Genomic DNA, 13,425 nt, shown 5'->3' with positions numbered 1-13,425 from the left:
AATCGACTGCGGCGATAGTCGATCTTGATCCCAAGTTGATCCAAGTGTCGCGTGCAGTAGAGCGGCGATCGATGCGGGAGGGTTCTCAAAACGAGTCAACATGACGAGGCATCGGCGGCGGTGCGCCGATCGCCTCACTGAGTTACCTGGCGCATCGACTGATCGGAGGGCGCGATTGGTGAACACGGCGCTAAGCGCGAAGGGAGAATGACTGCCTTCGCGCTACGGACTCGTGACTCATCTTCGACTGAAGGCGGCCGCGACAGGCGGACAACAATACCCCCCATGGGTATATTGGCATCGTCCCGTTCCGGGGACGCGTTTAAGGAGGGCATGCTTGTGACCAAGATCGCTTTCTTCTCCGACGACGACGCGGGCGCGCTGTGCGGCCGCATGCTCTGCCTCGGGTTGTCCGCCTTGCACGGCGACACCACCCTCGCCCTCGCCGGGGCGGCCCCCGCGGCCGGGGGCGCCGGGGCGCCCGGGGGGACGTCGGTCGTCGCCCTCGCCCCGAACGCGAATGCGTTCGAGGTCGAGCGGGCGGCGCGCGCGGCGACCACGCTTGGCGGCGACTTCGTCGCCGCGCTGCCCCTGACCAGCGTGCGCGACCGCGCCTTGCGGAATCAGTTCGATGCCGTGGTCACGGTCGGCTTCCAGGAGGCCTCCGCCTCCCGGGCGCTGAGGGCGGCGCGGTATCTCGCCGCGGAGGACGCCGGGGCCTTCGCCGCGGCGCCCCCGGCCTGGTTCCTGGCGGGGCCGGGGCAGTCGGAACTCCGGACCCGGGCGCAGCTGGCCTCGGCCGTGGGGCCGCGCCTGCCGTTCGCGACCCGGGCGCTGCCGATGGCGCTGCCCTGGCTGTCGCCGGCCGAGCGTCGTCGCCTCGCCGCCTGGGAGGCGGACGCGACTGTCATCCGCATGGGCATGCTCCTCGCCGCCTTGGCGCTCTGCGTCGCGGCCGATCCCGGGGCGAGGCGGCTGGAGGCCGCCGACCTCGCGACGCTGATGGCCGCGCGGACGCTGCCCGCCGAGCTGGCGTTGTCCGACCGGCTCGTCGGACTGGCCAACGCCTATGAGGAGCTCGACGCCGCCGTCGAGGCGATGGGTTGGCCGCGCCATGCCGCGTGCGCGCCCGGCCGGCGTGCGCTGCCCGCGCGGGTCGGCGCGACGCATGCCCGTCGGAGCTCGGACGGCGAGCCGGCCGGCATCATGCCGCGCCGGGCCTGACGTGGTCCGACGCCTGTCGCCGAGTTCGCCCGGGTGCGTCGGCGCCAGCCCGGGCGCCCGTCCCATCAAGCCCCCGGCCGTTCCCGATGCGGGGACGGTCGCCGTTCCGGACCCCGCTGCGGCATGCCGCTGGGCGCGGGCCGGCCCTTGCACCGAGGAGCGTAGAATGAGCGCACGGACATCCTTGTCATGCCCCCCGCGAAAGCCGTCCCGGCCCGAGACCGGCGCCGGGGAGGGAGCGGGCTGCCGCCGTGCGCGGGGACCGAGCGGGACGAGCGCCAGGCGTGCGGTCCCCGTGCGCGGCCGCGGGTTCCTCGCTGTGCCTCGGCGGGCGGCGTCTGGCCGCCGGCCGGACGATCTTTTCCGCGTGCCCTACGAGATCGAGCTGGATCCCGGCTTCGACGCGCGCGACGACCTCGCACACGGCCTCGACGGCTTGCCGTCGCCCGGCGGGCGCGGTTCTTCGAGGCGAGGCTGGGACGACCTTGACCCGAACGCCGACTGAGGCGCCGCGGTGGGCCGGCCCGTAACGACGAGGGAGACGACATGCAGACCTGCCCGGCGTCCGCGCCCGATCCCGAACCCGCGCCGACCCCGCGTCCCGCGTCCACGCGCGTCGCCGACGCCGCCCGCCCGGTCCGGCCCCGACCGGTCGATGGGGCCGCTCCACACGACGCCCTGCTGGCCCTCGACATCGAGACCGTCCCCGACGCCGCCTTGGTGCCCCCGGACTGGCCTCCCGACCGTTTCCCGAAGAACGCTTGGCACCGGATCGTGGCGATCTCGTTCGTCACCGCGGACATCCTGCGCGAGCCCGGCGGGCGGGAATCGTACGCGGTGACGGCGTGCCGCAGCGGCGGGGAGGGGGATTGGGACGAGGCGCGCCTGCTCCGGGCGTTCTGGAGGTTCTTCGAGGCGCGCCGCTACCGCGTGGTGACATGGAACGGCCGGGCGTTCGACATGCCGACGATCCTGGCGCGGTCGATGATGCACGGCGTCGAGGCGCCCGCCTGGTTCCGCCGCGGGACGCGGTGGGAGGGTTACCGGCATCGGTTCGCCCTGGACTGGCACAACGACCTGATGGACGCGACGTCCGAGCACGGAGCGGCGCAGCGGCTGACCCTCGACGAGGCCGCGGCCTCGATCGGCCTGCCGGGCAAGATGGGCGAGCACGGGTCCCGCGTGTCGGCGATGGTCGCCGCGGGCGAGACCGAGAGGGTCAGGGCGTATTGCGAGACGGACTGCCTGAACCTCTACGCGCTCTACCTGCGCTGGGCTCACCTGTCCGGACGGACGGACGCGGCCGGGCACGATCGATCGGTCCTCGACCTCATGGACCACCTCGACCGCGCGCGGGCGGCGAGCCCCCACCTGGGGCGGTTCGTGGACGCTTGGCGGCTCTGTTCCGCTGGTCGTGCGATGGTCGTCCCGGCCCAGGCCGGCTCGGAGACCATCGCTTGAGACGCGGGCGGTGGGTGTCTTGCTGGGACTGGTCCGGATCGGCGGTGGTTCCCTCGACGGCGCCGACAGGGCATCCTGACCGGCCGCCGGCTCGGGCTTCGCGGGCGACGCTGCGGCGTGAGTTAACTGGTCGTCGCCAAGGCTGACGATCCTGTCTCGCCCGGTAAGCCCGGTACGGATGCCTTCACCCGGAGAAACAAACGCGCGCCCCTGACGTGGCCGCAAGCTAAGCCGGCACGCTGAAGGAAGCAGCCACCCGTTTAGCCGGAACGAAGTGGATCGCGCCGGCAAGGGAGCCGCACACCACTCAACGCCGTTCCGCTTCCAAGATGCTGCGTAGGGCATCGAGGGCCGCATCGCGGCCAGCCTCGGTCCTGAGGCCGCGCCATAGGCGCATGCACTCGTTGTCGGCCCACAACCGCCGGGGCACCGTCCCGGAAATCAAATCCTGTACGGGGACGCCCAGCAGGCTGGCGATCATTTGCAGGCGGGAGTGGATCGTCTCGCGCTTTTCCGGCATCGTCTAGCTCCGCCTATCCCGCCGAACCAGAGAGCTGCATCAGCATACCCAGCTCCACTTGCGATTGAAAGCCGCGTCGCGATCATGCTTGGGTCGGCTAGATCGTCGCGGGCCGGCCCATCTGGGTTTGGCGCCTCGATATACGCGACGGGGTCATGGGGCCGGACCATCCGCGCCTGCCTTGACCGGCCCGGTTTGACCGGTCGATCCATTCCCTTATCGAGGTGGACGGTGTGCAGTCCGCTTTGCCAGGCTCGAAGTCTGCCCGGTTCGAAGTCGGGCGGGCGTCGGCGGATCGCGTCCCCACATGCGCGAAGCCGAATCGAGCCGGGCTAGGCAGCCTGCGATGTATCCGAGATCGCTCTGATCGCCCGATCGTTTCGTGGGCTGGCCCCGCGCCTTGCGTCGCGGCGATCCGCCGGGGCCATGTCATCGACGGGGCCTTGCAGTTCACGATCGAGGATGGCTCGCCTTTCGAAGGACTGGGACGCGCTGGCCGCCGACGCGAGGGGCTTGGCGGCCCTGGCGGCCATCCAGGTCGATGCCACCGGCCCGTGACCTCAATCCCGGCGGTCCGGGCGAAAGGGTCGAGACCCGCCCGGACACCGCTCGCGGCGCGCGCCGGGTTCGGCCTGAGCGACGGACGCGACGGACGAGCGCGACGCCGAGCCGCGGCGGAGGAGTCGTTCACGACGCCGTGGTACGATGCGCGCCGGATTCGGCGGGCGCCGACGCCCGCGCGTCGGCGACGGACAGGGGTAAGTGCCGCTCATGAGGGACATCGACACGAAGAGCCCCGCCGGCATCGTCGCGCTGATGTCCCTGCGCGGCCTGGGACCGACGGGCGCGGAGCGGCTCGCCGAGCGCTTCGGCACGTTGGGCGAGGTCTTCGACGCCGAGCCGCGGGGACTGCGTGGCATCGTCACGGCGGCGGCGGCGGCGTCGCTCCGGGACGCGGACGCCGTCGCGGATGCGCTCGCCAGGGCGGCCCGGACCCTGGATCAGGCCGACCGGCTCGGGGTACGCGTGCTCTCGGTCCACGACGGGGATTATCCCGCGGCGCTCCGGGACCTGCAGGACCGACCGCCGATCCTCTACGCGAAGGGTGACCTCCGGGCGATCGAGCGGAGCGTCGCCTGCATCGGCACCAGGGAACCGAGCGAATTCGGCCGGAAGGTCACGGCCGCCATCGTGCGGCGGCTCGTGGAGGCCGGCTGGACGATCGTAAGCGGCCTCGCGATCGGCGTCGACGAGCTCTCCCACGCGACCGCGCTTCGGTCGGGGGGGCGGACCGTAGCCGTGATGGGCGGCGGCCTGGACGGCGTGTATCCCCGGCAGAACGCGAGGCTCGCCGACGAGATCGTGGACGGGGGCGGCGCGCTGCTGAGCGAGCAGGCGTTCGGGATCCCGCCGGCCCCCCGCAACCTCGTGCAGAGGGATCGGCTGCAAAGCGGCCTGTCCGTGGCGACGTTCGTCATGCAGACCGACGTCAAGGGCGGGTCGATGCACACCGTGCGCTTCACCCTCATGCAGGGGCGCCTCCTGTTCGCGCCGGTGCCGCGGGCCCGGCACGCCGAGGAACCCAAGAGCCGGGGCATCCTCGCGCTGACGCAAGTGCCCGGGCGCAGGCTGTCGGCCATGGTCGGGGCCACGGGCGAGTATGCGGAACTGCTCCTCCGGAGGTTCGGCGAGAATGCCGTCGCCATCCCGCTGGAGAGCGGCGACGACTACCCGGCGATGCTCGACGCCATCGAGGGGCGGCTGTCCCCGGCGCGCCCCGGAGGGGAGGGGAGGGCGACGGCTCAGATATCGATGATCTGAGCGGCGTCCCGGCGGGAACCCGGGCCGGCGGCCGAGGGTCGAGGCCGGACCGCCGACGTTGCCGACGTCACGGTACGCCGATAGCCTGGCGGGCGCTTGCACGCCGAGTCGGGCCAAACGTCGTCCGGCGCGTGTCTTGCGGGTGGCGCCAGGCTGCCCGACGGCACGCGACGCGTGGCCGCCGCCCCGGGGCGTGTCCCTGGCGCGGATGGCGGGGGGGCCGGCGGACGCCATGACCAAGACCTTCCTGTTCGACCTCGACATGACCCTCGTCGACACGTCCGCCCTCGCGACGCTGCGCAAGACCCAGCAGTGGCACCTCGTGGCCGCCAACATGCACCTGGTCAGGGCGTTCCGCGCGCTTCCCGGGGGCGTCGCGCCCCACGAGATGCCCGCGGCCCTGTCGATGGCGGGGCACCGCGTCGGGATCGTCACGTCCTCCCCGCGCCCCTACGCCGAGGAGATCACGAGGCTGTTCCGCATCCCCTACGACGTGCTGGTCTGCTACGAGGACACCGCGGACCATAAGCCCGACCCCGCCCCCCTCCTGGAGGCGCTCAGTCGGCTCGGGGTCGCGGCGGGGGCGGACGTCCACTACGTCGGCGACGACGTGGGCGATGTGGAGGCATCGTACCATGCGGGGATCGTGTCCGTCGGGGTGGGGTGGAGCCCGACGTCGCCCTTCGAGTTCTCGTCGGCCGCCCCCGACATCTTCGTCGGCAGGCCGTCGACCCTCCTGAGGACCGACCGGCTCGGGAGCCTGCCCTACGTCGGCGAGAGCCTCGCGGCGGGCCGGCCGTACTACGGCCATTGGGGGTCCATCCTACGATGCGACGACGGCCCGGGGGTCTATGCGCTGGGTCGGTACTTCACGACTTCCGACCCGAGGCACGCCGGGAGCCGGCTGTCCGAGGCCGTGCTGAGGCTGAAGGAGGACGATGGGCCCGCCGAGGCGCTCGGCCGCGCCCTCGGCAAGGCGGTCGACCGCCTGGACTGGACCCCCGACATCGTCGTTCCAGTTCCCCCCAAGCCCTCCCAGGCGCGCAACAGGTTCGCCGCGCTGCTCGGCGTCGCCGCGCAGCACATGCCGGACGAGGTGGAGGTCGAGCGCGACGGGCTGCGCTGCACGCGGGAGGTGGAGGGTTACAAGGCGCTCGGTCCCCTCGAACGGCGCGAGGCGGTCAAGGGCGCATTCGAGTCCGAGTTCACCTGGGGGCGAGCCAAGATCCTGCTCGTCGACGACGTCTATACGACGGGCGGCACGACCGCCGCGTGCGCGGAGGCGTTGCTCGGCGACGGCGCCTCGGAGGTCCGCATCATGGCCCTGGCCAAGGACCAGCGCACGTTCGCGAGGAAGGTCTGCCCGGCATGCGGCCGTACGATGCGCGTCAGGATCAGCGGCGTCGGGGTCAAGTTCTGGGGTTGTTCCGGGTACCCGGACGCGTGCCGCAACACCGAGGACCTGTGAGGACGGTCGAGCGCGTCCCCGGGCCCCTGGACTTTCGGCGATCCCGGCGCGGGCGGTCGGTCCGTCGGGTCCCGACCTCCCTGGGCGGCCTCGTGGTCAGCCGCCACAGGCTGGACGTGGGTGCGGGCGTCATGCGGGGGAGGAAGCCGCATGATCGCGGTGAAGAAGGCCTGCCCGAGGGCCATGCGAAGCGCTCGCGGCTCATCGGCGGGCGCATCGTGGGCGGCGCCGCGGCCGGTCGCGGGGTTTGTCCACAGGTTTGAGCGCAGCCGGGAAGGCCCCTCAGCCGCCCGCTCATCGGTTTGTGTTCGGCGACCCGGGATTCATCTCCCGCCCCGGAGTTGCGTTCGGGCGGCCCTCAAGAAGCCTCGCAAGGCCCTTCGACTGTGCCTCGGCCGCCTCGGGCAGCATGGGCCATGCGCTCGGTGAAGTTGCTACCGCCTCGGGCTTTTCTCGCGAGCGAACGGCAGTGAGCATGGCGTCGGAGCCGCCTGGACCTGTCGCCGGCCCGGAGACGATCGCGATGCCCGACCGAAGTGAAGAATGCGATGGTCACATGCCCGGCACGGGAAGCGACCTGTCGAGGATGTTCGCCCTCGACCGACAGGGAGCGTTCCCGCACACTGGCGATGACCGCGCGCGACCGCAAGGCGATCCGGAGCAGTGCCGGCAGGCGTTCGATCTGGCGTTCAGTCGTGAAGACGCGGATCCCGCCGCGGTCCATCCCGTCGACCTGAACGCGTCACTGCTAGAGACGTTCGGCCCCGACGGGGTGCTCGGCATCCGCGAATTCGTCGACCGCCACGCACGGCTCATGGCGAGCCGGTCGCGCCGCATCGAACGGTTCCCCCGGCCGGATCCCGATCCGCGTGCATACGAGGCGGCGGGTGCCTTCGCCGGCCGGTGCCACCGCCTGCGGCTCCTCTCGGTCGAGGCCGGCCCAGGCGGGGAGCCGCGCCACCGGCTGATCGACCGGGAGATGTCGTTCGCGCTCCAGGGCCGCCGCGCGGTCCGGATCCGCGGTCTGACGCAACAGGAGCAGGCCCGCAAGATTCGCGGCGAGCGAGCCCAGGCCCGACGGGCGGAGACGCTCGACCGGAAGGCGCGGGAGGTCGCCACGCCGGTCATCGGACGGCTCGTCGACGCGCTGGTCCGGCATGATCGCGACCACGTCGTGCCGCCGGCCTGGCACGACGACGGGTACCTGCCACGCGAACTCGTCGGGCGGCGCATCGCCGAGGCGGCCGCCTTCATCGTCGAGTACCATCACGTGGCCGGTTTCGACCGGGCCCGGCTCGCGCGGTGGCAGGCGACCCTGACCGGTCGGGTCCGGCAAGCCCCCAGGCCGAGGCTCCTGACGGCGGGCGCCGCGGCGATCGCGTCGGATGACGAGGCCGCGCTCCTCGGCCTGGTGCGGACCGACGAGGCGTGATGACATCGCCGCGAAGGCCGAACATGAGCGCGAATGACAACCGCTGGCCTGAGTTCGAGGACCGAACATGCGCGGTCGACCTGGCGCGGCGGATGGCTGAGGCGGATGAACGCTTGCGCGTCGCGCCGCGTGACATGCCGACGTTGCAGCGCCGCCTTGAGTACGTTCTCCGGGCCTTCGAGACCGATGACCTGGCGGTGGTGTGCCGCGCGGCCGATGGTACGCCGACCGGGGCCAACCTGACGGAACATGGCTTCGATCTCGCCGCGAGGTTGAGCCGGGGCGACATGGCGCTGTTCCCCGCGATGGGCAGGGTGAAGGCGGTGAGGCCCTGGAACCGGTGTCGGCTCCGCACCGTCCGCGAGCGATCCAATGATTTCGGGCCACCGCGAGACGGCCCGGCGAGGGTGGTGGCGACCGCGCCGTCGCACTATCGGCTAGCGGACGTCGAGGGATCCGAGACGGTCGTTCTCATCGACCCGATCGAGACCTGGCAGTCTCACCCGGCCCAACTCTCGTACGGGCGTAAAGTGGCGACCGTTCGATCGGCCTGGGAAGTCTTCTCGATCGAAGGCCGTTCCCACGGTTTGCTTTTTGAGACGTCGAACGGATACGAGGGCATCGACGCTAGCGGCGGGCATCGCGCCGAGGACACGCTCCCGGGCGCCGTTTGGCAGATCAGCGTCAACTACTGACAACCGAGTTGGGCGACGCAGCGATTTCTTGGAGCGGAGAGGCGGCATCGCACCTGCGCATGCCCGGATCTGGCCGCGTCGACAGCGCGGGATCCGTGTGGCGCATGCCCCTTCGCCAGGCCTCATTTGCCCTCGCCTTTCCTGCCGGACGGGGTTGGCTGCGCGGGGTCTCAACCTTGCGGATTGCCGGCGACGCGTTTCGGCTCGCCGGTATGCATAGCGTGGCGCGAAATAAGCGCCCCTTGAGATCGGAATAAACGACCCTTGAGCCCTGTGCGCTCTTCGAGAGCGACCGCGCCAGTCATCGACGGCCGCGAATAAGCTGCCCCGAACGCGAACGGGGCCATGCGGCCTCACGCCCTACGGAGCGATCTGCAAAGCCTGGAAGGGCGCGCCCCCCTACTTATCCAGAACCCGCACCACCAAGCTCCGCGACCAAACATCTAGCCCAGGCGGAATCCCCTCCGCCGCCTGGGCTAGATCGTCTCAGCCGACGAGCGAACTGGCTTCTCGCCCGCCCCGCCGCGGGGCCGGATCGTCCCTGTCTTCGGACGGCTCGACGTCGGAGACATCGCCCGTGATTGCGCTGCGCAGCAGAGCAACGAGCCGCCGCCGATTGATCAGGAACAGGAGGCCGGCCAGCCCAAGGTAAGTCCAAGCCAGCCAAGTCAGCGTCGTGATCGTGCGCGCCTCGTCGTTGCGGTAGACGAAGGCCAGCCCGACCTGAACGGCGAACAGACCAGCCAACGTTAGCGCGGACACCAACCCGAAGCGCAGGCGCAGCAGGAGCGCGATGCCGAGCAGCGACTGGGCCGCCGTCAGGAAGAACTCCTCGTTCTGGCGCGTATCGAGTGGCAGGGGGCTCGTCGCGCCCGCACCAATGCTCAGGGCGAGCGGCAGCATGCCGACGAGCAGGGTCCACTGGTTGATCTTGTCGCTGATCATCGCGATCAGCCCGTCACCGGCACGGTTGGCACGCACGAACAAAACCGCCACCGTTATCGCCGGGGCCTCGCTGGCCAGGGGGGCCAGCCACTGGATCAGCAGGAACTCGTTGAGCCCAATCGCCCGGCCCGTGTTGACCATGGCCTCGGCGAAGGGCTCGGCTGAAACCAGGATCACGCCACTCGCCGTCGCCACAAGTCCGGCCATTGCCGCCCATTGCAGGCCCGGAGACAGTGTGTCGAGCGCCGCGGCTGGTCCCGGCTCCTCGGCTTCCTCCGGATTGTCGCTCTTCTGCATGCTGCGCACGCGCCAGACATAGGTTCCGAAAATCGCGAGAAGCACGACGAAGTCGACGAGCGAGATGGCGCGCTTGAGGACGATCACGAAGGCGTAGAGGCTGGCAACCAATAGGAACCCGACCTCGACGGCGTTGCCGGGCGCGAGGCCGATCGAGCGGTGGCGGTCCTTCATCCAGTGCAGCCCGACCATCAGCGGCCAGGCCAGGCCGACGAGCAACCGATTCGCGCCCGTCATGTTGGCGGCCGCGTACTGCGCGTACCGCGAGTCCGGGCCGGAAGCGCCAGCCATGTAGGCATAGTAGATGTCGACGGCGTATTCCGGCAGCACGGTCACCAGCGCCACTGCTGCAAGGATGAGGCCTTGGGAGACGTACTGCTCGGCCGTCTCAGCGCCCCAGGACAGCAAAAAGCCAGCGGCCAGGATGGCGATGCCGAATGCGGCGACATCGACAAAGGGGCTCAACCGCCAGCCCCCGAAGCGGAGGATGACGGCCGGAAGGGTTGCCGCGACAGCGACGGCAACCAGCATCAGAAAGCGCTTCACGCGGGATCCTTCGCATCATGCTTCGGCCTGCCCGCCTGTCCATGCCTCAGCCCCGAGCGCCCGTCCCGGGCTCGAAGGTGGCAACACGGTAGAGATAGAGCACGAGCGCCAGGATCAACACGCCATTGCCGATCGGCTCGACGAAACGGCCCACCAGGAGGTAGTTCTCGCCAAGCCAGTATCCGGCCGCCGTCAGCAGCCCGGTCCAGACGATCGTGCCCAGGGTCGAGCAGACCAGAAAGGGCGTGAGCGGCATTGCGGCAACCCCGGCCGGCACCGAGATGAGGCTGCGCACGCCCGGGACGACGCGACCGATCAGAACGGTCACGCCACCGCGTCGGGCGAACCAGGCGCCGACCCGGTCGACCTCCGCCGGGCTCAGGGTCAGCCAACGACCATGCCGGGCGGCGAAGCGTCTCAGGCGCTCGCGCCCCAGCCAGCGCCCCACGCCGTACCAGATCAGCGCTCCGGAGAGCGATCCGGCCGAGCCGGCGAGGAACACGCCGACGAGGCTGAGTTCGCCGCGTGCCGCGGCAAAGCCTGCCAACGGCATGATAAGCTCGGAGGGGATCGGCGGGAAGATGTTGTCGACCAGCATCAGCAGGAAGACGCCGAAGGAGCCGGTCTGCTCGATCGCAATCACAATCCAGTCGACCAGCGCAATCTCCCCTCAAGCGGCACCGAGCCGCGGCCTTCACCGCCGCGGTTCACGTCGGGAACGCGCCGAGTAGGCGCGGGTTCATACCGGGGCGCCAAAGCGAAGCCCGCATCGTGCCAGCGCGACGATGCAGCGAGCAGGTATCGGGAGAACGAGACGCGCTGATGCATCATCCACCCCACACGGCACCGGTCGCGCTCACAGGCGGCACAGAGTTGCTGCAGCCAAGCTTGACCTGCTGGCGTATCGAGCGGACAGCGCGTTTTGCCCCGATCATCGATGCTGCCGCATACTTCGCTCATCTGCGCAGCGCTCTCTTGGGCGCCCGCCATGCGATCCTGTTCATCGGCTGGGAGTTCGATACTCGCATCAAGCTCGATCCCGATCACCCGCTGCCGGGCTTGCCGGAGGAGCTTGGGCCGTTCCTGGCGGAACTCGGTCGGCGCAGGCCAGAGCTCAGCATTCGGGTGCTGCAGTGGAATTTGGGGCTCCTTGGCACCCTGGCGCGCGGAACTACGCCACTCTACCTCCTGAATTGGATGCGCGCTCGCGGCTTCCAGTTCCGACTCGACAGCGCCCACCCGCCGGGGGCCTCGCATCACCAAAAGATCGTGGTGATCGACGATGCGCTCGCCTTCTGCGGCGGCATCGACATGACAGACGACCGCTGGGATACCCGCGCCCACGATGATCATGATGGACGGAGGGTGCGCCCGTCAGGGCGACCCTACGCGCCGTTCCACGATGCCACGGTCGCGGTAGACGGCGCGGCTGCCGCGGCCCTGGGTACCCTCGCTCGCGAGCGCTGGCGGCATGCCACCGGCGAGCGGATCGCGCCGCCCGGTCCGCCCGTGCAAGATCCTTGGCCTGATGGGTTGACGCCGCTTCTGCGCGACGTGGCGGTCGGAATCGCTCGGACCGCGCCTGCCTATCATAGCCGCCCTGGCGTGCATGAGATCGAGCAACTCTACCTCGCCGCCATCACAGCCGCTCGGCACACGATCTACATAGAGAGCCAATACTTCGCCGCACGCTGCGTCGCCGAGGCCGTTGCTGCCCGCCTACAGGAGCCGGATGGAGCCGAGATCGTTGTCATCAACCCAGCTCGCGCCGTCGGTTGGCTTGAGGAAAAGGCGATGGGGCGGGGCCGAAGCCGCGTCCTGGCACACATCCGCTCCGCGGATCGCTATGGGCGCTTCCGCATCTACCGTCCCGTGACGGCGAACGGGCAGCCGATCTACGTGCATGCAAAGGTGATGATCGTCGACGACCGGGTGCTGAAGATCGGCTCATCCAACCTGAACAACCGCTCGATGGGTCTGGATACGGAATGTGATTTGGCCGTCGAAGCCGCGTCCGATCAAGGAACCGATCGAGCGGTCGCGGCGGGAATCCGCGGCTTGCGGAACGCTCTTCTAGGCGAGCATCTCGGCGTTCCGCCGGATGAGGTCGCAAGATCGCATTCCCGCACGGGCTCGCTCATCACCACGATCGAGGCCCTGCGCCGGGAGGCGGGGCGTACCCTGGTCCCGCTCGACGCATCAGCTGTTGAGGTCGTGAAGCCGTTGAGCGACGGTGAGCTTCTTGACCCCGAGCGGCCCGAGCCGGTCTGGCGGGCTGCGATGCACGCCTTGGCCGCCAAGCGCCACCGTGTAGCCGATCCCGCAGCATTCCTTGAATGGTGACGGGGGTGCGGTCATGATTTCCAAACATATCGGAGTAATAGGCCATATTCTCTCCTATAAATGTTATTTCTCTGCTGATTCTTCAGACAAGATTTGTTGATTGATGAACCAAACTTTGAATTATCACTTTCTTGTGCAGTCTGATAGATTTGGTCCGATGCTTTTCCATGGTAGACCACGCCAAAATGTATATTTTTTCTAATTTCGGTGACGATATGAAAAAATCTGAAGGCCTATAGCAAACAAAAATTCGCCATCAAAGGATAGATATATTAGTTGTTGAGATTCAATATCCTATGTGCCGCTTCTCGCGAAGGCCTGATATGAGAGCCTGGTATTTTGTTCTTTGCGCGCCTGGTTCAGGGATCGGAGAGGCCGACGCAGCCTCTAACCTCGAAACGGTCCGGAAGCCGTATGGCGGCGAGAACGTGAGGGGCATGCGGCTCGGTCCCAATAACGGAGCGGCAAGCGCGGCGGATACGGCTGACGACCCATGAACGAAGTCACGTTCACCTTTCCATCATGCACGAGCTGCGCGAATACAAACTGAAGCCTCGATCACGTAGGCTTCAAATCGATGGGGACCAATTCATGGGCGGCGCAGATAGTGTTCTATGAAACGTTGCGGAGGCCGTGGGCGAAGGGGATGGGTGACCGATGAATACGCTCGTAG

At 69.1% G+C, this 13,425-nt stretch carries 11 protein-coding genes; 8 read left to right on the top strand and 3 right to left on the bottom strand.

Features of this window, described 5'->3' with window-relative positions:
- Positions 1-339 precede the first annotated feature (339 nt).
- From A3862_RS06545 to A3862_RS06540, 3 genes are all read left to right on the top strand, one after another.
- A complete protein-coding gene (locus A3862_RS06545; protein ID WP_124262945.1) occupies positions 340-1,224 on the top strand; it encodes a hypothetical protein in 885 nt (294 codons plus the stop codon).
- A gap of 367 nt (positions 1,225-1,591) precedes the next feature.
- Positions 1,592-1,729 (top strand): hypothetical protein, encoded by a 138-nt coding sequence (locus tag A3862_RS31420; RefSeq protein WP_159392782.1) that lies wholly within the window; start codon positions 1,592-1,594, stop codon positions 1,727-1,729.
- A 41-nt stretch (positions 1,730-1,770) separates the two neighbouring features.
- Positions 1,771-2,685: a 3'-5' exonuclease gene (locus A3862_RS06540; protein ID WP_071000297.1), complete on the top strand. Its 915-nt coding sequence runs from the start codon at positions 1,771-1,773 to the stop codon at positions 2,683-2,685.
- A gap of 307 nt (positions 2,686-2,992) precedes the next feature.
- Here A3862_RS06540 and A3862_RS06535 read toward each other — a convergent pair whose 3' ends face one another.
- Positions 2,993-3,205 carry a hypothetical protein gene (locus A3862_RS06535; RefSeq protein WP_043075244.1) on the bottom strand — a complete coding sequence of 71 codons (213 nt, stop codon included), beginning with the start codon at positions 3,203-3,205 and terminating at the stop codon, positions 2,993-2,995.
- 771 nt (positions 3,206-3,976) lie between these two features.
- Between A3862_RS06535 and A3862_RS06530 the strand changes: the two genes are divergently transcribed.
- From A3862_RS06530 to A3862_RS06515, 4 genes are all read left to right on the top strand, one after another.
- A complete protein-coding gene (locus A3862_RS06530; RefSeq protein ID WP_024828379.1) occupies positions 3,977-5,026 on the top strand; it encodes a DNA-processing protein DprA in 1,050 nt (349 codons plus the stop codon).
- A gap of 232 nt (positions 5,027-5,258) precedes the next feature.
- Positions 5,259-6,494 carry an HAD-IA family hydrolase gene (locus A3862_RS06525; protein WP_159392783.1) on the top strand — a complete coding sequence of 412 codons (1,236 nt, stop codon included), beginning with the start codon at positions 5,259-5,261 and terminating at the stop codon, positions 6,492-6,494.
- A 304-nt stretch (positions 6,495-6,798) separates the two neighbouring features.
- Positions 6,799-7,926: a hypothetical protein gene (locus tag A3862_RS06520; RefSeq protein ID WP_124262943.1), complete on the top strand. Its 1,128-nt coding sequence runs from the start codon at positions 6,799-6,801 to the stop codon at positions 7,924-7,926.
- A 23-nt stretch (positions 7,927-7,949) separates the two neighbouring features.
- Entirely contained in the window at positions 7,950-8,621 is a 672-nt protein-coding gene (locus A3862_RS06515; RefSeq protein ID WP_043075246.1) for a hypothetical protein, read from the top strand.
- Positions 8,622-9,107: 486 nt separating this feature from the next.
- On the opposite strand, the gene A3862_RS06510 is transcribed toward A3862_RS06515, so the two are convergent.
- On the bottom strand, positions 9,108-10,409 hold the full coding sequence (locus tag A3862_RS06510) for a sodium:proton exchanger (RefSeq protein WP_083374428.1): 1,302 nt from the start codon (positions 10,407-10,409) through the stop codon (positions 9,108-9,110).
- 46 nt (positions 10,410-10,455) lie between these two features.
- On the bottom strand, positions 10,456-11,007 hold the full coding sequence (locus tag A3862_RS06505; protein ID WP_083374500.1) for a DedA family protein: 552 nt from the start codon (positions 11,005-11,007) through the stop codon (positions 10,456-10,458).
- A gap of 224 nt (positions 11,008-11,231) precedes the next feature.
- Between A3862_RS06505 and A3862_RS06500 the strand changes: the two genes are divergently transcribed.
- Positions 11,232-12,752 carry a phospholipase D-like domain-containing protein gene (locus A3862_RS06500; protein WP_043075248.1) on the top strand — a complete coding sequence of 507 codons (1,521 nt, stop codon included), beginning with the start codon at positions 11,232-11,234 and terminating at the stop codon, positions 12,750-12,752.
- Positions 12,753-13,425 lie beyond the last annotated feature (673 nt).

The sequence above is a fragment of the Methylobacterium sp. XJLW genome, from assembly GCF_003254375.1.
Lineage (GTDB): Bacteria > Pseudomonadota > Alphaproteobacteria > Rhizobiales > Beijerinckiaceae > Methylobacterium > Methylobacterium fujisawaense.
This window is presented reverse-complemented; position numbering and strand designations above follow the sequence as displayed.